This is a genomic window from Pseudomonas sp. TE24901 (assembly GCF_054058375.1).
The window spans coordinates 201,833-222,252 of record NZ_JBSSAF010000008.1 but is presented as its reverse complement, the minus strand read 5'-3'; the positions used below and the strand labels follow the sequence as shown (position 1 = coordinate 222,252).

The 20,420-nt window shown below is 57.7% G+C and carries 20 protein-coding genes; 3 read left to right on the top strand and 17 right to left on the bottom strand.

Annotation, left to right across the window (positions count from 1 at the left end):
- Positions 1-62: 62 nt before the first annotated feature.
- From thrC to ffh, 10 genes are all read right to left on the bottom strand, one after another.
- Positions 63-1,472 carry a threonine synthase gene (thrC, locus tag ACVWVP_RS17970; protein WP_457407477.1) on the bottom strand — a complete coding sequence of 470 codons (1,410 nt, stop codon included), beginning with the start codon at positions 1,470-1,472 and terminating at the stop codon, positions 63-65.
- Positions 1,473-1,539: 67 nt separating this feature from the next.
- On the bottom strand, positions 1,540-2,844 hold the full coding sequence (locus tag ACVWVP_RS17965) for a homoserine dehydrogenase (RefSeq protein WP_010207988.1): 1,305 nt from the start codon (positions 2,842-2,844) through the stop codon (positions 1,540-1,542).
- A 129-nt stretch (positions 2,845-2,973) separates the two neighbouring features.
- Positions 2,974-3,705 (bottom strand): thioredoxin fold domain-containing protein, encoded by a 732-nt coding sequence (locus ACVWVP_RS17960; protein ID WP_010207987.1) that lies wholly within the window; start codon positions 3,703-3,705, stop codon positions 2,974-2,976.
- A 142-nt stretch (positions 3,706-3,847) separates the two neighbouring features.
- The gene (gene xerD, locus ACVWVP_RS17955; protein ID WP_259174677.1) at positions 3,848-4,744 is read right to left on the bottom strand and encodes a site-specific tyrosine recombinase XerD; all 897 of its coding nucleotides are present in this window, start codon (positions 4,742-4,744) and stop codon (positions 3,848-3,850) included.
- A gap of 152 nt (positions 4,745-4,896) precedes the next feature.
- Positions 4,897-5,310, bottom strand: coding sequence for an acyl-CoA thioesterase (locus ACVWVP_RS17950; protein WP_457407475.1), 414 nt, complete (start codon positions 5,308-5,310; stop codon positions 4,897-4,899).
- Between the two features lie 81 nt (positions 5,311-5,391).
- Positions 5,392-5,742: a 50S ribosomal protein L19 gene (rplS, locus tag ACVWVP_RS17945; RefSeq protein ID WP_003175895.1), complete on the bottom strand. Its 351-nt coding sequence runs from the start codon at positions 5,740-5,742 to the stop codon at positions 5,392-5,394.
- A gap of 45 nt (positions 5,743-5,787) precedes the next feature.
- The gene (trmD, locus tag ACVWVP_RS17940; protein ID WP_024077235.1) at positions 5,788-6,561 is read right to left on the bottom strand and encodes a tRNA (guanosine(37)-N1)-methyltransferase TrmD; all 774 of its coding nucleotides are present in this window, start codon (positions 6,559-6,561) and stop codon (positions 5,788-5,790) included.
- Positions 6,543-7,079, bottom strand: coding sequence for a ribosome maturation factor RimM (gene rimM, locus ACVWVP_RS17935; protein WP_003175898.1), 537 nt, complete (start codon positions 7,077-7,079; stop codon positions 6,543-6,545). The genes trmD and rimM overlap by 19 nt, the downstream gene beginning before the upstream one ends.
- A gap of 5 nt (positions 7,080-7,084) precedes the next feature.
- The gene (gene rpsP, locus ACVWVP_RS17930; protein ID WP_003209587.1) at positions 7,085-7,336 is read right to left on the bottom strand and encodes a 30S ribosomal protein S16; all 252 of its coding nucleotides are present in this window, start codon (positions 7,334-7,336) and stop codon (positions 7,085-7,087) included.
- A 250-nt stretch (positions 7,337-7,586) separates the two neighbouring features.
- On the bottom strand, positions 7,587-8,963 hold the full coding sequence (gene ffh, locus ACVWVP_RS17925; RefSeq protein ID WP_003193965.1) for a signal recognition particle protein: 1,377 nt from the start codon (positions 8,961-8,963) through the stop codon (positions 7,587-7,589).
- Positions 8,964-9,182: 219 nt separating this feature from the next.
- Here ffh and ACVWVP_RS17920 point away from each other — a divergent pair, with 219 nt between their 5' ends.
- From ACVWVP_RS17920 to ACVWVP_RS17910, 3 genes are all read left to right on the top strand, one after another.
- The gene (locus tag ACVWVP_RS17920; RefSeq protein ID WP_372339912.1) at positions 9,183-9,995 is read left to right on the top strand and encodes a cytochrome C assembly family protein; all 813 of its coding nucleotides are present in this window, start codon (positions 9,183-9,185) and stop codon (positions 9,993-9,995) included.
- A gap of 12 nt (positions 9,996-10,007) precedes the next feature.
- A complete protein-coding gene (locus tag ACVWVP_RS17915; RefSeq protein ID WP_178921675.1) occupies positions 10,008-11,246 on the top strand; it encodes a transporter associated domain-containing protein in 1,239 nt (412 codons plus the stop codon).
- A gap of 356 nt (positions 11,247-11,602) precedes the next feature.
- Entirely contained in the window at positions 11,603-12,913 is a 1,311-nt protein-coding gene (locus ACVWVP_RS17910; protein ID WP_457407472.1) for an MFS transporter, read from the top strand.
- A 105-nt stretch (positions 12,914-13,018) separates the two neighbouring features.
- Here ACVWVP_RS17910 and purT read toward each other — a convergent pair whose 3' ends face one another.
- The 7 genes from purT to ACVWVP_RS17875 form a co-directional block, all read right to left on the bottom strand.
- Complete coding sequence (gene purT, locus ACVWVP_RS17905; protein ID WP_457407470.1) at positions 13,019-14,200, bottom strand: formate-dependent phosphoribosylglycinamide formyltransferase; 1,182 nt, start codon at positions 14,198-14,200, stop codon at positions 13,019-13,021.
- A 69-nt stretch (positions 14,201-14,269) separates the two neighbouring features.
- Complete coding sequence (locus ACVWVP_RS17900) at positions 14,270-14,737, bottom strand: VUT family protein (protein ID WP_178921670.1); 468 nt, start codon at positions 14,735-14,737, stop codon at positions 14,270-14,272.
- Positions 14,738-14,899: 162 nt separating this feature from the next.
- The gene (locus tag ACVWVP_RS17895; RefSeq protein WP_178921668.1) at positions 14,900-15,115 is read right to left on the bottom strand and encodes a DUF1289 domain-containing protein; all 216 of its coding nucleotides are present in this window, start codon (positions 15,113-15,115) and stop codon (positions 14,900-14,902) included.
- On the bottom strand, positions 15,112-15,636 hold the full coding sequence (locus ACVWVP_RS17890) for a gamma carbonic anhydrase family protein (RefSeq protein WP_178921665.1): 525 nt from the start codon (positions 15,634-15,636) through the stop codon (positions 15,112-15,114). Before ACVWVP_RS17890 ends, ACVWVP_RS17895 begins: the two co-directional genes overlap by 4 nt.
- 35 nt (positions 15,637-15,671) lie before the next feature.
- Positions 15,672-16,274, bottom strand: coding sequence for a CoA pyrophosphatase (locus tag ACVWVP_RS17885; RefSeq protein WP_016971944.1), 603 nt, complete (start codon positions 16,272-16,274; stop codon positions 15,672-15,674).
- A gap of 412 nt (positions 16,275-16,686) precedes the next feature.
- On the bottom strand, positions 16,687-19,272 hold the full coding sequence (locus tag ACVWVP_RS17880) for a hypothetical protein (RefSeq protein WP_457407466.1): 2,586 nt from the start codon (positions 19,270-19,272) through the stop codon (positions 16,687-16,689).
- Positions 19,262-20,227, bottom strand: a complete 966-nt coding sequence (locus tag ACVWVP_RS17875) for a hypothetical protein (protein WP_457407464.1) — start codon at positions 20,225-20,227, stop codon at positions 19,262-19,264. Before ACVWVP_RS17875 ends, ACVWVP_RS17880 begins: the two co-directional genes overlap by 11 nt.
- Positions 20,228-20,420: the final 193 nt, after the last annotated feature.

The following is a 20,420-nucleotide window of genomic DNA, read 5'->3' as shown; positions in this document are numbered from 1 at the left end:
AAACAAAAAAACGCCGCTGTCCCAAGGAAGGGACAGCGGCGTTCTTGTCTACGCGGCTTGCCTTACAGCGGCTTGCCCCGGTTGCCATGCTGGCTCACAAATGCCTGCACCGCCTTCAGGTCATTGGCCAGCACTGTGCAGCGCTCTTCGCGCTCGAACAGGTCAGCCAGGTGCACCGGCAATTCCAGTGCCTTGCCAACGCCGGCTTTCTCCACGGCCTCCGGGAATTTCACCGGGTGCGCAGTGCCCAGGATCACCATCGGGATATCCAGGCTGCGACGGCATTCGCGCGCGGCCTTCACACCGATGGCGGTGTGCGGGTCGAGCAGCTCGCCGGTCTGGGCATAGACTTCTGCGATGGTTTCGCAGGTCTGTGCATCGTCGACGGCCAGGGAGTCGAACAGCTTGCGGGTTTCGGTCCAGCGTTCTTCGTCCACGCTGAAACCGCCGCCGCTCTTGAAGGTGTCCATCAAGCCGGCAATGGCCGCACCGTTGCGACCGTGCATGTCGAACAGCAGGCGTTCGAAGTTCGACGAGACCATGATGTCCATGGACGGCGACAGCGTGGCGTGCAGGGTTTCCTTGACGTACTGGTTGCCGGTCATGAAGCGGTGCAGGATGTCATTGCGGTTGGTGGCGACGATCAACTGGTTGATCGGCAGGCCCATGTTGCGCGCCAGGTAGCCGGCGAAGATGTCACCGAAGTTGCCGGTTGGCACCGAGAACGACACCGAACGCGCCGGGCCGCCCAACTGCAGGGAGGCGTGGAAGTAGTAGACAATCTGGGCCATGATCCGCGCCCAGTTGATCGAGTTCACCGCTACCAGTCGCGTGCCCTTCAGGAAGCTCTGGTCAGCGAAGCTGTTCTTGACCATTTCCTGGCAGTCATCGAAGTTGCCTTCGATGGCGATGTTGTGGATGTTCTCACCAAAGATGGTGGTCATCTGGCGACGCTGTACTTCCGACACGCGCTGGTGCGGGTGCAGGATGAAGATGTCGACGTTTTCGCAGTGCTTGCAGCCTTCGATGGCGGCCGAGCCGGTATCACCGGAGGTAGCACCGATGATCACCACGCGCTCGCCACGTTTTTGCAGCACGTAGTCCAGCAGGCGACCGAGCAGTTGCAGGGCGAAGTCCTTGAACGCCAGGGTCGGGCCGTGGAACAGTTCCAGCACCCACTCGTTGCCGTTCAGCTGGCGCAGAGGCGCGATGGCGTTGTGGGAGAACACGCCGTAGGTCTCTTCCAGGATCTTCTTGAAGTCTGCATCCGGAATGCTGCCGGTGACGAACGGGCGCATCACCCGGAACGCCAGCTCGTGGTACGGCAGGCCGGCCCAGGAAGCGATTTCTTCCTGGGTAAAGCGTGGCAGGTTTTCCGGCACGTACAGGCCGCCATCAGTGGCAAGACCTGCCAGCAGGACGTCTTCGAAATTCAGGGCCGGTGCCTGGCCGCGGGTGCTGATATAACGCATGACTGGCTCCTCTAGAGCATTCTTGAACAAGGGCCGCCGAACCTGCGGGGCCCTTGCAGCAAAACCATTAGTTCAGGTGTTCGACGCGGATCCGCACCACCGGGCCGACCACGCCTTGCAGGGCTTCCAGGGCGGCGATGGCGTCGTTGATGTGCTGCTCGAGCACGCGGTGGGTCAGCAGGATCATCGGCACCTGGCCGTTTTGCTCCTCGACTTCCTTCTGCATGATCGATTCGATGTTGATACCACGCTCCGACAGGATGCTGGCCACCTGGGCCAACACGCCCGGGTGATCCTGGGCCTGGATGCGCAGGTAGTAGGCGCTCTCGCAGGCTTCGATCGGCAGGATCGGATGGGCCGACAGCGAGTCCGGCTGGAAGGCCAGGTGTGGCACGCGGTTTTCCGGGTCGCTGGTCATGGCACGGACCACGTCCACCAGGTCGGCGATGACCGAGGAAGCCGTTGGCTCCATGCCGGCGCCGGCGCCGTAGAACAGGGTCGAACCTGCCGCATCACCGTTGACCATCACCGCGTTCATCACGCCATTGACGTTGGCGATCAGGCGGTCGGCCGGGATCAGCGTCGGGTGCACACGCAGTTCGATACCCGCCGGTGTGCTGCGCGCCACGCCCAGGTGCTTGATCCGGTAGCCCAGCGCTTCGGCGTAGTTCACATCGGCAGTGGTCAGTTTGGTGATGCCTTCGGTGTAGGCCTTGTCGAACTGCAGCGGAATACCAAAGGCGATGGAGGCCAGGATGGTCAGCTTGTGCGCAGCGTCGATGCCTTCCACGTCGAAGGTCGGGTCGGCTTCGGCGTAACCCAGGGCCTGGGCTTCGGCCAGCACGTCTTCGAAGGTACGGCCCTTCTCGCGCATTTCGGTGAGGATGAAGTTACCGGTGCCGTTGATGATACCGGCCACCCAGTTGATACGGTTGGCGGACAGGCCTTCACGGATCGCCTTGATCACCGGGATGCCACCGGCCACGGCGGCTTCGAACGCCACGATCACGCCCTTCTCGCGGGCCTTGGCGAAGATCTCGTTGCCGTGCACGGCGATCAGCGCCTTGTTGGCGGTGACCACGTGCTTGCCGTTCTCGATGGCCTTGAGCACCAACTCACGGGCCACGGTATAACCGCCGACCAGTTCGATGACGATATCGATCTCAGGGTTGGTGGCAACGGCGAACACATCGTTGGTAATCGCAATACCGGTCGTTTCGAACTGAGGCTTTGGCGAACGTGTGGCAATTTGTGCCACTTCAATCCCGCGACCTGCACGGCGGGAAATTTCCTCAGCGTTACGCTGAAGTACGTTAAAGGTGCCGCCACCGACGGTCCCTAACCCACAGATGCCTACTTTGACCGGTTTCACTGAAGAACTCCCCATGAAACGGCCGACGCTAGGTCGGCCGTGGAAAACAGCCGCACGACTGCGGCTTTCAATTAGTGGCCCGCCGACTCATCAGCGGGCCATGATCGTCAAAGGTTCGACGATGCTGGTTTATTTGGCACTCAGCGCCAGTTTGGCAACTTGTGGTGCCGGCTGGTAGCCCGGAATCACTTGGCCGTCCGCCAAAACGATGGCCGGTGTACCGTTCACGCCAATGGACTGGCCCAGGGCGAACTGCTTGGAAACCGGGTTGGCGCATTTGGCTGCCTTGATTTCCTTGCCATCGACCATCTTGTCCATGGCGGCCTTCTTGTCGGCCGAGCACCACACGGCTTGCAGCTGCTCATCACCCGGCGAGCCCAGGCCCTGGCGCGGGAATGCTACGTAGCGCACTTCCACGCCCAGCTTGTTCAGCGCAGGCACTTCGGCGTGCAGCTTGTGGCAGTACGGGCAGGTGGTGTCGGTGAACACGGTGATGTGGGTCTTGGTCTCGCCAATGGCCGGGTAAACCACGGTTTCAGCCACCGGAATGCCGTTGATCAGCTTGGACACGCCCAGGCGCTCGGCTTTCTCGGTCAGGTTGACCGGCTTGCCGTCCTTCAACTGGAACAGGTAGCCCTGGACGATGTACTGGCCGTCGGCACTGGCGTACAGCACACGGCTGCCCTTGAGCTTGACTTCATACAGACCGGCCATGGGGCTGGCGCTGATGCTTTCGATCGGGGTGTCGAGCTGCAGGTTGGCCAGGCTCTTGCGAATGGTCTGCTCGGCGGCGTCATCGGCGAACGCAAAGGTGGAAACCAACGCAATGGCTGCGGCGGCAATAATCTGGGTCAAGCGCATGGGAACTCCTGAAGGCAGATGCAGGGACGGAAGCAGTCGCGCCGATGTGGAAACCCGGGCATGGGCCGTCCCCTTTGCTAACCGGCAAAGCCTACCACAGTTGGGCCGCAGGGCAGCCCGTGACGGGATAAATTGGCGGTTTTCAGCCTCGCGGGTGATGTTTGGCGTGCATATCCTGCAAACGTGCACGGGCCACGTGGGTATAGATCTGGGTTGTGGATAAATCGCTGTGGCCCAGCAGCATCTGGACCACACGTAAATCCGCACCGTGGTTGAGCAAATGCGTGGCAAAGGCATGGCGCAACGTGTGGGGCGACAGTGCCTTGCCGATCCCGGCGACCTTGGCCTGGTGCTTGATGCGGTGCCAGAAGGTCTGGCGCGTCATCTGCTCGCCGCGCAGGCTTGGAAACAGTACATCACTGGGGCGTCCTCCCAGCAGTTCGCTACGTGCCTCCCGCATATAGCGCTCCACCCAAACAATCGCCTCCTCGCCCATCGGCACCAAACGCTCCTTGCTGCCCTTGCCCATCACCCGCAATACGCCCTGGCGCAAGTTGACTTGCTCCAGAGTCAGGCTGATCAGCTCGGTGACGCGCAGGCCGCAGGCGTAGAGCACTTCGAGCATGGCGCGATCACGTTGGCCGATGGCTTCGCTCAGGTCGGGGGCAGCGAGCAAAGCGTCCACATCGGCTTCCGACAGGGATTTGGGCAGCGGCCTGCCGAGCTGCGGCATATCGACCTGCAGGGTGGGGTCGAGGGCGATCAGCTTTTCTCGCAACAAATAGCGATAGAAGCCACGCACACCTGAGAGGAATCGCGCAGTGGAGCGGGGTTTGTAGTTCTGCTCCAGGCGCCAGGCCAGGTGATCGAGGATCAGCTCGCGGCCTGCGTTGACCAGTTCGAGGTTCTTTTCCTGCAGCCAGCCGTTGAACAAGGCCAGGTCGCTGCGGTAGGCCTGGCGGGTGTTGTCGGACAGGCCTTTTTCCAGCCAGAGGGCGTCTAGGAAACGGTCGATCAAAGGGTGGTCAATGGCGGGCATGGGAGCTCAGGCAGTTTTCTGTAGTGTCTGTTAGATCCTATCGCAGGCAAGCCAGCTCCCACAGGGGTTTTGTGTCAGGGCGCTGATATGTGCCCGACACCGATCAAATGTGGGAGCTGGCTTGCCTGCGATGGCCGCGGCTCGGTCCAGGATCAGTCTACAAACCCAGGCAGCACCGGCACCGGCCGCTTGTCGGCATCGATGGCCACAAAGCTGAACACCCCCTGGATCGCCTTCTCGCGACCGTCGGCACTCATACTCTCAACAAACACTTCCACTTCAACCTTGAGGCTGGTGTTGCCGACCTTGATCACCCGGCCGATCAGCTCAACGATGGAGCCGGCAGGGATCGCGTGGTTGAAGTCGATACGGTCGGTAGACACGGTCACCAACGGCAACCGGCAAAAACGCGTGGCGGTAATGAACGACACTTCGTCCATCCAGGCCAGGGCGGTGCCGCCGAACAGGGTGTTGTGGTGGTTGGTGGTCGGCGGGAACACGGCCTTGGTCACATGGGTGACGGACAGGTCGGTGCGGCGCTGGACTTCTTCAAGGCGGGTGGTCATAAACAAATACCGGGACTAGACAAATTTCAGGCACAAAAAAGCAGCCCGTAGGCTGCTTTTTTCTGCATCGGGAAGCTGGACTTAAGCCAGTTTTTCCTTGATGCGAGCTGCTTTACCGGACAGGTCACGCAGGTAGTACAGCTTGGCTTTACGTACGTCACCGCGACGCTTGACGGCCATGCTGTCGATTTGCGGGCTGTAGGTCTGGAAAGTACGCTCTACGCCAACACCGTTGGAGATTTTACGAACAGTGAAAGCACTGTTCACACCACGGTTACGCTTGGCGATTACCACGCCTTCGAACGCTTGCAGACGCGAACGGTCGCCTTCCTTCACTTTCACCTGAACGACAATGGTGTCGCCCGGGGCAAAGGTAGGGATCTCTTTGGTCATCTGCTCTGCTTCGAGTGCAAGGATGATTTTGTTAGTCATGCTGTGCTCCTAAGGTAAGTCAATGGACCTACCATCGATACGTTGTTAACTATCGTCCCGCGCGAGGATGTATTCCTCGAGCAGCTTCTTCTCTTCTCCAGAAAGCGAGCGGCTTTCCAGAAGATCGGCGCGTCGTTCATAGGTCCGACCAAGGGACTGCTGTAAACGCCAACGCCGGATGTGTGCGTGATTGCCACTTAGCAATACGTCGGGAACACGCTGATCCGCATACACCTCCGGTCGGGTGTAGTGCGGGCAATCCAGCAAACCATCCGTGAAGGAATCTTCCTCCGCGGAGTCCGCATGCCCTAAAGCTCCAGGCAGCAGTCGTGTAACCGCATCTATCAGGACCATCGCCGGCAGCTCGCCGCCAGACAGGACATAGTCCCCAATCGACCACTCTTCATCGACATGAGCTTCAATAAACCGCTCGTCAATGCCTTCATAGCGACCGGCAATCAGGATCAGTGCTTCCTCATTCGCCAGTTCGCGTACCGCCGCCTGTTTCAGCTGACGACCTTGAGGGGACAGGTAAATTACCTTCGCCTTCTCCCCGGCAGCAGCCTTGGCCTGAACCAACGCGTCTTCCAGGGGCTTGATCTTCATCACCATGCCCGGGCCACCGCCAAATGGGCGATCGTCCACAGTGTGATGTCGATCCGTCGTGTAGTCTCGCGGGTTCCAACAGGTGAGCTGCAAGAGCCCCTGTTTCACCGCCCGACTGGTGATGCCGTACTCGCTGATGGCGGAAAACATCTCGGGAAACAAACTGATCACTTCAATGCGCAAATTAGCCACGCTTAGAAGTCCGCGTCCCATTCCACCTTCATCTCGCCCGCGGCCAGGTCGACGGCCAACACGCATTGCTCGGTATACGGCAACAGGCGTTCGCGATCATCCAGGCTGCCAGCGCAAGGCTTGACCACCATTACATCATTGGCGCCGGTTTCCAGAAGATGATCGATTTTCCCGAGCAATTGCCCCAGTTGATCGATAACCTTCAGACCTTCCAGCTGGTACCAGTAGTACTCGCCGTCGGTCAATTCAGGGAACAGGTTGCGTGGCACGCAGATCTCATAACCAGCCAGAAGACGAGCTTCTTCACGATCATCAAGACCCTTGAGCTTTGCGACCAGGAACTTGTCGCTCCCGCGTCCACTGACCAGCTCGACCTGTTTCACACTACCTTCGCGCTTGAGCGTCCAGGTCTTGTACTGCAACAGGTTTTCAGTCGGATCAGTAAAGGAATACACCTTCACTTCGCCGCGAACGCCATGAACAGAATAAATCTTGCCGATAACGATCAAATCATCAGCAACAGCTGGCGTCGCGTTCATATCGCTCAGGCCGCAGCCTTAGAAGCGTCCTTCAGCAACTGAGCAACGCGCTCAGAAGGTTGTGCACCAACGCTCAGCCAGTAGGCTACGCGCTCTTGGTTCACGGACAGACGAACTTCTTGACCACGAGCGATCGGGTTGAAGAAGCCAACTTGTTCCTTGTGAGAGCCGTCACGTGGGTTGCGGCTGTCAGTTACGGTCAAGTGGTAAAACGGGCGCTTTTTGGAGCCGCCAAGGGCAAGACGGATTGTTAGCATGTGAACATCGTTCCTGTAGTCGGTGCTGCAAATCTAAATGCACAGCGGGCATAGGTGCCCGAAAGGCCGCATATTCTAAGGAATATCCGGACTTTTGCAAATGTCTTTTTCTGGCGCCTATCGGCGTGCCATTCAGATCTGCTATAGAGCCGTCGGTTAAAACGGCGAGTCAGCGCCCGCCAACGGCGGGTTTGCTGGAGATCCCACATCCCTGTGGGTCGGAGCACAAGCGGGCTTGCGCTCGAATTCTTTACATCTTGGGCATGCCGCCGCCGGGCAACATACCGCCCATGCCGCGCATCATCTTGGCCATGCCGCCTTTGGCAGAGAATTTCTTCATCATCTTCTGCATCTGCTTGTGTTGCTTGATCAAGCGACCGATGTCCTGCACCTGGGTGCCGGAGCCCATGGCGATCCGACGTTTGCGCGAACCGCTGATCAGCTCAGGGTCGCGGCGCTCGGCCGGGGTCATGGAGTTGATGATGGCTTCCATCTGCTTGAACTGCTTCTCTGCCGCGCCTTGGGCATTGCCCATCTGCGCCAGATTCACACCGCCGATGTTCGGCAGTTTGTCCATCAGGCCGCCGAGGCCGCCCATGTTCTTCATTTGTTGCAGCTGGTCGCGGAAGTCTTCGAGGTCGAAGCCCTTGCCCTTCTTCAGCTTCTTGGCCAGCTTGTCGGCCTTGTCTTTGTCGAGCGTGGCTTCGGCCTGCTCGATCAGGCTGAGCACGTCGCCCATGCCGAGGATGCGCGAAGCAATACGCTCAGGGTGGAACGGCTCGAGCGCTTCGCTCTTCTCGCCCATACCGATGAACTTGATTGGCTTGCCGGTGATGGCACGTACCGACAGCGCCGCACCGCCACGGGCATCGCCGTCGACCTTGGTCAGGATCACACCGGTCAGCGGCAGCGCATCACCAAACGCCTTGGCGGTGTTGGCCGCATCCTGGCCGGTCATGGCGTCGACCACGAACAGCGTCTCGACCGGGTTGATCGCGGCATGCAGCGCCTTGATCTCGCCCATCATCTCTTCGTCGATGTGCAGGCGACCGGCGGTATCGACGATGACCACGTCGATGAACTTGAGCTTGGCTTCTTTAATAGCAGCGTTGGCGATGTCGACCGGCTTCTGGCTCAGGTCGGACGGGAAGAAGGTCACACCCACTTCGCCTGCCAGCATTTCCAGCTGCTTGATCGCGGCCGGACGGTAGACGTCAGCCGACACCACCATCACGGACTTCTTCTTGCGCTCTTTAAGGAAGCGCGCCAGCTTGCCGGCGGTGGTGGTCTTACCCGCACCTTGCAGACCGGCCATCAATACGACGGCCGGTGGCACGGCGCTGAGGTTCAGGTCTTCGTTCGCTGCGCCCATCAGGCTTTCGAGTTCGGCCTGGACGATCTTCACAAAGGCCTGGCCCGGGGTCAGGCTGCGGGACACTTCGGTGCCCACCGCGCGCTCTTTGACCGAGTTGACGAAGTCCTTGACCACAGGCAAGGCCACGTCGGCTTCCAGCAACGCCATGCGCACTTCGCGCAGGGTGTCTTTAATATTGTCCTCGGTCAGCTTGGCCTTGCCGGTGACATGGCGCAGCGTCTGCGAGAGACGGTCAGTCAGATTTTCAAACATGCGCGATCCTTTCAGGCCCTATCATAGACCGAGGTAATGGCGGCCCAGGCTGTGGTAAATCGCTATTAAAAACAGCGCTCGGCGAGCCTGCGGCGTGGGCAGGTCGCGGATTATAGCGAAGACTGCGTCGGTGCACACCCGCTGTCTGGCCCGGGAGTCTTTCGTGGAACGCAGGGGTATGCCAAACTCAGCGCCTTTCGGGCTTGTCTATCAGGATTTATGGTCCCCTTGTCACCCAGTTTGCTACCCAGCCTCGCCGCCGCCATTCTGTACGCCGCTGCGACCCTCTATCAGGGCACTCGTCTGGCCCAAGGCACCAAAGCGGACAAACGTCTGCTGGTGGGCCTTGGCGTCCTCGCCCTGCTGGCCCATGCCACGAGCCTGTTCACCCACCTGATGACACCGGTCGGCCTGGGCCTGGACTTTTTCAGCGCCGCCAGCCTGATCGCTGCCGCCGTCATCGCGCTGACCTTGCTGGCCTGCTACCGCATTCCCGTCGAGAACCTGCTGGTGCTGCTATTCCCGCTGGGCATGCTGACGGTACTGCTGGCGCACTTCACCCCGACCGGCACCGTGCAGGTCATCGATGAAGAACCGGGCATCCTCGCCCACATCCTGCTGTCGATCCTCGCCTATGGCATGTTCACCATCGCGGTGTTCCAGGCGCTGCTCCTGCTGCTGCAGGACCACCAGCTCAAAAACAAACACCCGTCCGGGCTGATCAAGAATTTCCCACCGCTGCAAACCATGGAAAGCCTGCTGTTCGGTTTCCTGTGGGCCGGCTGGACGCTGCTGTCGCTGTCGTTGATCTCCGGCTGGCTGTTCGTCGAAAACCTGTTCGCCCAGCACCTGGTGCACAAGACCCTGCTGGCGTGCCTGGCCTGGGTGGTGTTCAGCGTGCTGCTGTGGGGCCGCAACCGTCTCGGCTGGCGTGGGCACAAGGCGATCCGCTGGACCCTGGCCGGTTTCTGCCTGCTGATGCTGGCCTATTTCGGCAGCAAGCTGGTTCGCGAATACATCCTGCATATCTGACGGGCAGCGATCATGGACAACTTGCCCCTTGGGCCGATGCTCGCCGTAATTGCCTTGCTGGTGTTATGGGCTGCGCTTTTTACTGCCATCGAAGCCGCACAGCAGCACCTGCTGGCGCTGCGCCCCGGTACACGCCAGGGCGACAAGGCCGCCGCCCGCCTGAGCTTTCCGCGCAACAGCCTGATCTTGTGCAACAGCCTGTGCCGCGCCGCCGTGGTGATTCTCTGCACCCTGCTGGCTATCTACGCCTGGGCCCAGAACGGCCCGTGGCTCGGTTGGCTGATCTCCTGCGCGATCCTGCTGATCCTCGCCGACTACCTGCCGCGCACCCTGGCCACCCGCCACCCGCAAGCGGTGCTGGGTTTCGGCAATACACTGCTGGGCGTACCGCTGAAAATCCTTTATCCCTTGGCCTGGCTGCTCAATGGCATCAGCCTATTGTTGCTGCGCCCGTTCACGCGCACCTCCGGCGTGGTGAAAAAGAGCGACGAGCCGCTGCCCGAGCATGACGACGAGCCGGAACCCGAAGCCGATGCGGGCCGCACTCCCGGCATGCCCGGTATCCATGCCCTGGATAACATCACCGTCAATGACATCCTGGTGCCGCGCAGCGAAGTGGACGGCATCAACCTGGACGACTCGGTCGAGGACATCATCGAACAACTGCGCACCTCCCAGCGCACGCGCCTGCCGGTGTTCCACAGCGACATCAACCAGGTCGAAGCGGTGCTCAACACCCGGCAGATCCAGCACTTGCTGCCGGATGCCAGCCTGACCAAAGAGGCGTTGCTCGCGGCGTGCCACGAACCCTACTTCGTGCCGGAAAGCACCCCGCTGCAACTGCAATTGCTCAACTTCCACAAGCAGCAACGACGCCTGGGCATGGTGGTGGACGAATACGGCGAAGTGCTGGGCATCGTCACCCTGGAAGACATCCTCGAAGAAATCGTCGGCGAATTCGAAAGCGAGCAGAGTGCAGACAACCCGCACATCGAAGCGCAACCCGACGGCCGCTACATCATCGACGGCGCCGCCTCGATCCGTGAACTGAACAAAAGCCTGGGCTGGCACCTGCCCAGCGATGGCCCCAAGACCCTCAACGGGCTGGTCACCGAAGCGCTGGAGACCATCCCCGACTGCGCGGTGTGCCTGAAGATCGGCCGCTACCGCCTGGAAATCCTCGAGACCGAGGACAACCGGGTGAGCAAGGTGCTGATCTGGCACACCAGCCGGATGCCCGTCGCCGCATAAGCTGCTGCCTAAACACATTATCCATGTGAGAGCGGGCTTGCTCGCGAAAGCGGTGGATCAGTTGAAAATGAGCTGACTGACCCAATGCTTTCGCGAGCAAGCCCGCTCCCACATTTTGCCTTGCGGCGTGTCAGCCCACTTGTTGTATGTTCAAACCCCTTCCTATAATCGCTGCGGCTTACCAGAGCCCCGCCCGACCGCGTGCTACCCGCACCCAGCGTGTCCAGGCACTGCCTTACCGTGTCTGACCGGTGTTTGCTCCCATCCCGAGCCGCTCCGCGCACAACCCTGATCCATGGGTGTTCGACCAATAACAATCCGCGTCCAAACGCGCACTGACCATCAGGGATACCCGCATGAGCACCACCTACAAAGAGGCTGCTACCGCCGCCCCGAGCAACTCGACCGCACGGGTCGCCACGGCGAGCATCGTCGGCACCGCCATCGAGTTCTACGACTTCTACATCTACGCCACCGCCGCCGCGCTGGTGATCGGCCCGGTGTTCTTCCCGCAGACATCCGGCACGGCGCAGATGCTCGCGTCTTTCCTGACCTTCGGCATCGCCTTCATCGCCCGCCCCCTGGGTTCGGCGCTGTTCGGTCACTTCGGCGACCGCATCGGGCGTAAATCCACGCTGGTGGCGTCATTGCTGCTGATGGGCGTGTGTACAACGCTGATCGGCTTGCTGCCCGGCTATGACAGCATCGGGGCCTGGGCGCCGATCCTGTTGTGCGTGCTGCGCTTCGGCCAGGGCCTGGGCCTGGGTGGCGAATGGGGCGGCGCGGCGCTGCTGGCCACCGAGAATGCCCCCAAGGGCAAACGCGCCTGGTTCGGCATGTTCCCGCAACTGGGCCCATCGATTGGGTTTCTGGCGGCCAACGGCCTGTTCCTGATCCTGGCCATGAGCATGAGCGATGAGCAGTTCCGCAGCTGGGGCTGGCGCATTCCGTTCATCCTCAGCGCCGCACTGGTGATGGTCGGCCTGTATGCACGCCTGAAGCTGCATGAGACCCCGGTGTTCGCCAATGCCGTCGCCAACGAAGCCCCGGTGAAGGTGCCGCTGGTGGAACTGCTCAGCCAGCATTGGCTGCCGGTCTTGCTGGGCGCGGCATCGATGGTGGTGTGTTATGCGCTGTTCTACATCACCACCGCGTTTTCCCTGAGCTACGGCGTGTCGACACTGGGCTACAGCCGCGAGACCTTCCTCGGCCTGCTGTGCTTTGCCGTGTTGTTCATGGGCCTGGCGACACCGCTCGCCGCCTTGGCCAGTGATCGCTATGGGCGCAAGCCGGTGCTGATCGTCGGGGCGGTCCTGGCGATTCTGTCGGGCTTTACCATGGAGCCGCTGCTGACCCATGGCACCACCTGGGCAGTTGCCCTGTTCCTGGCGCTGGAGCTGTTCCTGATGGGCGTGACCTTCGCGCCGATGGGCGCCCTGCTGCCGGAACTGTTCCCGACCCGCGTGCGTTATACCGGCGCTTCGGCGGCGTATAACCTGGGTGGGATCGTGGGAGCCTCGGCGGCACCGTTCTTCGCGACCAAGCTGGTGGCGATGGGTGGGCTGAGTTATGTCGGTGGGTATGTGTCGGCGGCCGCGTTGCTCAGCTTGATAGCTGTGTTGTGCCTGAAAGAAACGCGTAACAACGATTTGAACAAAGTGGCCTGATAGGCCGCCTTCGCGAGCAAGCCCGCTCCCACATTCGACCGCATTCCTATTGGATAAATGCGGTCAACTGTGGGAGCGGGCTTGCTCGCGAAGGGCGCGACTCGGTTACAGCTCTACGACGACAGCCTTCGAAGCACGGGTCGCTTTAGCCCGAGCCGCTTCAATCGACTCATCCCGCGCCAACGCCACACCCATGCGGCGCTGACCATTGACTTCCGGTTTGCCAAACAGGCGCAACGCCGTGTCCGGCTCGCTCAAGGCTGCCCCCAGGTTGGCGAACGCGGTCTGGGTCGACTGACCTTCCACCAGGATCACCGCCGAGGCCGAAGGCCCGAACTGACGGATCAATGGGATCGGCAAGCCGAGGATGGCACGTGCATGCAGGGCGAACTGCGACAGGTCCTGGGAAATAAGAGTCACCAAGCCGGTGTCATGGGGGCGCGGCGACACTTCGCTGAACCACACCTGGTCGCCTTTGATGAACAGTTCCACGCCGAACAGGCCACGGCCACCCAAAGCTTCAGTCACCGCCTTGGCAACGCGCTCGGACTCAGCCAGGGCAATCGGGCTCATGGCCTGAGGCTGCCAGGATTCCTGGTAGTCGCCCTTCTCCTGACGGTGGCCAACCGGCGCGCAGAAAGTGGTGCCGCCGATGTGGCGCACGGTCAGCAGGGTGATTTCGTAGTCGAAGTCGATAAAGCCTTCGATGATCACCCGGCCTTTACCGGCACGGCCGCCTTCCTGGGCGTAGTCCCAGGCTTTTTGCACACCGTCGACACTGCGCAGCAGGCTCTGGCCCTTGCCCGACGAACTCATCACCGGTTTGACCACACACGGGAAGCCCAGGTCTTTCACGGCCTTGCTGTAGTCTTCGAAGGTGTCGGCGAAGTGGTACGGCGACGTCGGCAGGTCCAGTTCTTCGGCGGCCAGGCGGCGGATGCCTTCGCGGTTCATGGTCAGCGAAGTGGCGCGGGCGGTCGGGATCACGGTGAAGCCTTCGGCTTCCAGTTCCACCAGGGTGGCGGTGGCGATGGCTTCGATTTCCGGCACGATGAAGTGCGGCTTCTCGGCTTCGATCACGGCACGCAGGGCGGCGCCGTCGAGCATGTTGATCACGTGGCTACGGTGCGCCACCTGCATGGCCGGCGCGTTGGCGTAGCGATCCACAGCAATCACTTCAACGCCCAGGCGTTGCAGTTCGATTACCACTTCCTTGCCCAGCTCACCGCAGCCACACAGCAAAACGCGGGTCGCGGTTGGCGACAATGGAGTTCCGATTCGGGTCATCTCAGGTCCTCAGGGGAGCGGATCATTGGGAGAAAGGCCGGCATTTTACATGAACTGTAGGAATTGGCCTCAGTTGGCGAGGGCCCGCTTGCGGATACGCCAGGCCATGACCAGCCACACCACCGTGACCCCGGCGAATTTGGACACCAATGCAGTACCGGCCACCGCAGGCGTCAGCGCGCCGATCAGGCCGAAGAAGATAAAGGTGTCGAGGGGAATGCTCAGCGCAGAACTTATCCACAGGCGGTCGTGGAGCGGGCGCTTGGTGATGCTGAACACCAGCCAGTCGATGCACTCGGACACGGCGAAGGCCGTGGCGCTGGCCAGGGCAATGGCCGGGTCGGACGTGACATACGACAGCACCAGCGCCGCCAGCATCGCGACGATTGCGCCGTGGCCGAAGCGGGTTTGCACCATGTCCCGCAGGATAAAGACCAGGCCACCCCAGGCGGACCAGATGACGTCCAGGTGCGGAGCGGTGGAGAAGGCGAAGTTGATCAGCACGACGCTGCTGATGTAGGCGATCAGGAAGAGCATGGGAGTGTGGGCCTGTGGGTGATGCCGCACAGGGTACTTCACAATTAGAAATATGTCGTCCGGGCGGGCCTCATCGCAGGCAAGCCAGCTCCCACAGTTGACCGAGTTGCCTTGCCTGGCATCGAACAATGTGGGAGCTGGCTTGCCTGCGATAGCGATCTATCAGGCGCCCGATTTCCCAGGAATCATCCACACCAACCCACTCGCCTTCGCCCGCTCATGACACAACCCCAACACCACCCGGCGCTCGGCGTTGTCCATGCGGCTCCAGCGCGTGATCTCATCCACCGTACGCTGGCAACCCGTGCAGATGTCGTCGTCATCCAAGGCGCAAATGCTCACGCACGGCGAGGCGACGGGGCGTTCAATCGGGTTCATTCTTGCTGCTCAGCCAGGTCACGCGCATAGCGCTGCGAGTTGTGCACATAGTGCGCAGCACTCGCTTCCAACATGCGTTTTTGCGCATCAGTCAGCTCACGCACCACTTTGCCCGGCGAGCCCATCACCAGCGAACCGTCAGGGATTTCCTTGCCTTCGCCGATCAGCGAATTGGCGCCGATGATGCAGTGTTTGCCGATCTTGGCGCCGTTGAGGATCACCGCGTTGATGCCGATCAGGCTGTAGTCGTCGACGGTGCAACCGTGCAGCATGGCGTTATGGCCGATGGTCACGCCGGTGCCCAGGGTCAGCGGGTAGCCCATGTCGGTGTGCATTACGCTGCCATCCTGCACGTTGCTGTTTTTGCCGATCAGGATCAGTTCATTGTCGCCACGCAATACCGCGTTGAACCAGACGTTGGCGCCCTCCTCCAGCTTGACCTTGCCCACCAGCGTGGCATTCGGTGCCACCCAGCTCTGTGGATGAGTCTCGACGCGGGCGTCGCCCAGGCGGTATTTCATGGTTTTTCCTCACGGCTGGCCATTCAAGCGATGGCTTAGATATTGATGAAGCTCTTGGGCGGCTGGTGCAGGCTGATCTTGGCATCGTCATAGAGCAGGTTGATCAGCTCGACGATCATGATTGCCGTCAGCCCCCAGATCTTGTATTCGCCGAACCGATAACTGGGCACGTACCAACTGCGGCCCTGGTAATCGATGCGATGGGTATGTTCGCGCGGGTCCTGCCGGAAAAAATCCAATGGCACGCTGAAAACGGCCGCGATTTCGGCATCATTGGCCAGGTATTCGACGTAATCGGGGATCACGCCCACATACGGCGTCACGCGGATACCGTGCAGGGAAATCAGAGGACTCAAGGGGCCGATCACCTCGACCAGCCCGGGCGGCAGGCCGATTTCTTCTTCGGCTTCGCGCAGCGCGGTGAAGATCAGGTCCGGGTCTTCGGGGTCACGCCGCCCGCCAGGGAACGCCACTTCGCCACCATGGGTCGACAGGCCGCTGGCGCGCAGGGTCAGGATCAGCTCAGGTTCGTCACTGCGGGTAATCGGCACCAGCACGGCGGCCTCGGGGAAACGCCCGTCAGTCTCCAGTGTATGGGGGGTGTGATTGCTTACCCGGCGAAGTAGCTCGTCCAGCATGAGTCATCTCGGTCTGTTGGCTACCTTGCATCATGCACCAAAGCGTGCGGGTGCCCAACCCCAAAACCCGCTTGGTGTCGCTAAACGACTCTATGTAACGCCGAGCGAGAGGAGAGGAGGAATGAATGAGTCGATAATCGATACCATCACATGGGAGGACTCTGAAATTATTGCTGAAAATCACTATGACGGCGGTGCCATAATAGAGCAAATACTTGGAGCACTAATTGCTCCCCCCGATTTCTGCTTCCACGAAAGAAATTACTCGCAATAAAAAGGCTTTGTAGTGGACATAGCAACACCCTAGTGAAAATTATCCATGCCAACAAAAATACGACAACACCTCACTTTAATGACAACACCTCTTATCAACTAATTAATCAGAGTCTAAAAAGGCCCTTATTTTTTCAAACTAAGATCTCTCCTCCTGCTGTTTTATGATTCGCTCTGCATGTCGATCATATGACCCTGCAAGCTCTCGAAGTGAAGCAGCAAACCGAGGATAACCTGCATCTTCCACAGCATTTGCTTTCTCGCGCCAATGGTTAGCCAGCTCTCTCTCTGGACTACCAGTTGGATCAACCCAATGAGCACCTCTAGAATTAAAAACCTCTGTACAAAACCCACTTCTGATCGGCTCCCCATCCCGAGAGTTCAAAATTTTAGCAACACTCTCTACTATCCAAAGCCCACTGGCATCGGAAGGACAGTAAAACAACACCTCACCAAGCTTCATCAATGCAACTTCGAGATGGCCCGACTCAAGACATTTTGCTTTAACACTATTAAACCAGCTATCAAACTCCGCAGCGGAAAAACTATTATCGCTTTGCAAACCTGGAGGCCATTTCCACTCATGCAGAAGGCGCCACGCATTAGTAGCAATTGCTTTCGCCTGATCGCTTAACTCTTCGACATCGTCGTCTTGATCTTTTTTCGATCTATAAACAAGGCTAATCAACTCACAGAAAAAATCTGGCTGAGTAGCTAACTTTTCCTGAAGCAGTTTTGGCCTTGCTTCACTATGAGCGCCAAGCATTGGTAGGTAAGCCCACTCAACACGGAACAGATCATTAGGATCTGTTGCTGGGTCACTCTGTAAGGCTTTGATAAGTTCTGTAATATTGTACGAATCCATACCACTTGATGAATCCTTCTTAACCGCCGCAATGAGAGCTACGGCTGTCCGCTTACTATCAAATGGAAGATGCTTATGAAGCCTGGCACTAAGACACTCTAAAGCTTGTTGAGGGCGAGAAACCCTTAACAAATTATCGACAGCCACTAATAAATCACTTTCAGTCGGATAAGGATTTACGGGAACAGCCTGCCAATATTTATCTTTTTCCGTGCCTAGCCATCGATCTACGAGAACCCAAGTAGTTGACTCAAAGGGTAAGTACATTAGAAACTGACAAACTTGTTCAGCTGCCCAGGCTTTACGATCGAGGCCCTCAACCCAGACGTCCTTACCTAAAAAATATTTGCTCCAAATGTAGCCCTCGATAAATTTCTTGTAGCTATTATTTTCGGTCGTTAGAAAATCTGGAAATAGCCCTTCATCAACCTCAGCACCAGCGACAACACCTAACGCCCAGCCAACCAAATTAGGAGCTTCAACAGATTCTAAAAAGCTCACAACCCCTTGGACACCATAATCATTGAGTATTTCTTTTACTGCTTGCTTTCTCCGCACCTCAAGCTTTTTCCGCTGCCCCTCCCAATCTCCTCTTTCCTCATAAAGATCGAAGTCTCTCGCACTAAAAAGCCGACGATACAAAACATCTTTACTAATTGGAGCAAGACAACCTGCTACCTCATCAACCTTGGATACAACCTCTTCATCCAAAGACCATTCCATGTCAGAGAAGCGGCGATGTTTCGCCACGAATTCATTTAATGTACTCCAAATTGTCAGACGTTGAGGTTCTGAAAGCCCACGAATAGCAGCTGAGGAGAGGTGAGCTAAAAAACGATCGAAAGACGGCGGCGGCAGGTTATCTAAGTTTTTCACTAGCTCCTTGAGTCGTTCTAAATTAAATAAGGACATCTCGACCGCCATTTCTGCATACACTGCAACTTGACTTCGATACTCTTGACTAGAAACTTTTGGTTCCCAATCGTCTGGAACAACTTCAAGCCACCGAGGCTTATAAGTACCAGTTGACGTCTGATGCTGACTCGGCAATAAACCTTTCAACACATTCCATGCAATTTCTGGAAACTCTTCCTTTACAGCCTTCACCGAAACGATCCGCTTTTCAGCATCAGCCATAGTTTGGGGAAACCAAGGTAAAATAATTGTCTTTAGAGAGTTTATGGGTCTGTTACCGTGGTTACCACCCGGGTCGATAGAGGCTAACTCAGCCAAAATTACAACCACACGCATAAAGTTCTCTTCGGTCCATCCCAGAGCTTCCAAAGCCCAAAGAAGACCTGTCATGTAATTCCTGCCACCAAGCCCCCCTCCTCCCTCGGAGAACAGCTTCATAAATGGAGCATTCGGACATCGTAAGGAGTTTTCTACGCAACTCAGAAACTCATTTGGGGCCGCCTCAGCGATATTTGGCAGCAAATCATTCAAACTCCCCCACAAGCGCCAATCTGCCTGACCTAATAGGTCATGAATAACATTAACAGCAATACTCTCTGGCTTGTGCTGAGAGCAGTTGGTGAGAGCTGCACCTTCCGTCCCCAAAAGCGCTAATGTTTCAGAAATTCCACGCCTTAAATCTGTCGAATACCGTAGGGTTTTTCCAAAAACCATAGCAGACGGACGATCTTCACTATCCAACTCAAACTGAGGATCAATTTCTGAAAGAATGTCTTTAAAGCTATATTTTAGTTTTTCTAAATGAGCATCAAAAACCCTGCCTCCTACGCTTTTCCAAAGCGCCTTCCGGTCCACAACCTCCCAGCGACCATTGCGTATTTTTAGAGGAGTTTCTTGCTCTTGAACCAATAATCTAAGATTGGCAATCCAGACATTAAAATTCATCAACTAACCCCCGTACTATCTCAAGGTCGCACTCATTGCTCTCATTCCATCCGCCAAGCAGAGCGGCAACAGCCAATGAGACCAGTTGCTCATGATCCTGCACGAGTGCAGCAGGCTTTGGTGAGCGCGGTACCGCCAACGACGGCGGTATTTCCTCAATTTTCCGCTGCCTGAATATTGCCAGAAGATCCTCTGGCAAATTATCAACCAATATAGTTCCGGCATTTTGATTCGCCGACTGAACTTCTCCCACAAGCCTCGCCCAAGTAGACTCAACATTATCAGCTGAATACAACCCTATCAGGGAATGAAGTAGCGCAAGAGTAACTCCCGCTTTAATATCAAGATCATAGCCCAGCAAATGAAAACGACGAAGAAACTCAAAAACCTCCTCCTGAGTTAAATCAACATCATTATTAGCCGCCTTCAAATGCAACCTAAATGCTTGCAGCTTTGCTCTCTTCGTAGCACTACTAAAATGCGCCAATTCTACCTTTTCAAAAAACTCTTTAGAGTTCTCCGCATGCCTCGCCCAGTCTAGAATTGTTCGAACATCCCCCGTATCAGTAGCACTCAATGGACCTGTAATAAGAGCTATAACGTCGCTGCGCCTATTGAAAAGCTCTTCATTATTGAAGTCACTCCACGCTGACTGAATCACCTCGCCAAACACCGGATCTCCATCCGTTATCGTGATGAAATGTTTTACTTGACCAAGTAATTTGTGTTCGCCTGCACCACCGCCCCCTTGAGTAAAAACGATCAAATCGTCGGTACTGTACCCAGAAAACTTCCCCTGAAGCTTAATTTTGCTGATTGGTTTGCAAGGTAAACATGGCGCATACCCCCCAGTCAGCATTAGAGCCACAAAAGACGCCTGAACGTGCGACTCAAAATGGCCGCCACCATTTCCAGTTGAGAACGGGTTGCTAAGTTTTTTTTCTTTGCTAGTCATATCCACCTCATATTGAGTAGGGGTATGCACCTAACAGCACACAATCTAATTTCCTTAGAAATAGGCATAAAGCCTCCGCAGGACGGTTCCTTTAACCCCACCTTATCAGGCACTACTGTCCGATCACAAAATATGCGTAGAGGAATCATCAAACGACAACTTGCAGGGCTCTGCCCGCCAAGCCAAGATAGGC

Excerpts from the sequence above, each read along its gene's own strand:
- rimM (WP_003175898.1), bottom strand. The coding sequence starts at position 7,079 with ATGAACGCGACGCCAGCTGTTGCTGATGATTTGATCGTTATCGGCAAG.
- ACVWVP_RS17875 (WP_457407464.1), bottom strand. The coding sequence starts at position 20,227 with ATGACTAGCAAAGAAAAAAAACTTAGCAACCCGTTCTCAACTGGAAAT.
- ACVWVP_RS17900 (WP_178921670.1), bottom strand. The coding sequence starts at position 14,737 with ATGCTCTTCCTGATCGCCTACATCAGCAGCGTCGTGCTGATCAACTTC.
- ACVWVP_RS17885 (WP_016971944.1), bottom strand. The coding sequence starts at position 16,274 with ATGCTGGACGAGCTACTTCGCCGGGTAAGCAATCACACCCCCCATACA.
- purT (WP_457407470.1), bottom strand. The coding sequence starts at position 14,200 with ATGACCCGAATCGGAACTCCATTGTCGCCAACCGCGACCCGCGTTTTG.
- xerD (WP_259174677.1), bottom strand. The coding sequence starts at position 4,744 with ATGCCCGCCATTGACCACCCTTTGATCGACCGTTTCCTAGACGCCCTC.
- ACVWVP_RS17915 (WP_178921675.1), top strand. The coding sequence starts at position 10,008 with ATGGACAACTTGCCCCTTGGGCCGATGCTCGCCGTAATTGCCTTGCTG.
- ACVWVP_RS17950 (WP_457407475.1), bottom strand. The coding sequence starts at position 5,310 with ATGACCACCCGCCTTGAAGAAGTCCAGCGCCGCACCGACCTGTCCGTC.
- trmD (WP_024077235.1), bottom strand. The coding sequence starts at position 6,561 with ATGGGACGCGGACTTCTAAGCGTGGCTAATTTGCGCATTGAAGTGATC.
- thrC (WP_457407477.1), bottom strand. The coding sequence starts at position 1,472 with ATGCGTTATATCAGCACCCGCGGCCAGGCACCGGCCCTGAATTTCGAA.
- ACVWVP_RS17960 (WP_010207987.1), bottom strand. The coding sequence starts at position 3,705 with ATGCGCTTGACCCAGATTATTGCCGCCGCAGCCATTGCGTTGGTTTCC.
- ACVWVP_RS17920 (WP_372339912.1), top strand. The coding sequence starts at position 9,183 with ATGGTCCCCTTGTCACCCAGTTTGCTACCCAGCCTCGCCGCCGCCATT.
- ACVWVP_RS17890 (WP_178921665.1), bottom strand. The coding sequence starts at position 15,636 with ATGAAATACCGCCTGGGCGACGCCCGCGTCGAGACTCATCCACAGAGC.
- ffh (WP_003193965.1), bottom strand. The coding sequence starts at position 8,963 with ATGTTTGAAAATCTGACTGACCGTCTCTCGCAGACGCTGCGCCATGTC.
- rpsP (WP_003209587.1), bottom strand. The coding sequence starts at position 7,336 with ATGCTAACAATCCGTCTTGCCCTTGGCGGCTCCAAAAAGCGCCCGTTT.
- ACVWVP_RS17910 (WP_457407472.1), top strand. The coding sequence starts at position 11,603 with ATGAGCACCACCTACAAAGAGGCTGCTACCGCCGCCCCGAGCAACTCG.
- rplS (WP_003175895.1), bottom strand. The coding sequence starts at position 5,742 with ATGACTAACAAAATCATCCTTGCACTCGAAGCAGAGCAGATGACCAAA.
- ACVWVP_RS17895 (WP_178921668.1), bottom strand. The coding sequence starts at position 15,115 with ATGAACCCGATTGAACGCCCCGTCGCCTCGCCGTGCGTGAGCATTTGC.
- ACVWVP_RS17880 (WP_457407466.1), bottom strand. The coding sequence starts at position 19,272 with ATGAATTTTAATGTCTGGATTGCCAATCTTAGATTATTGGTTCAAGAG.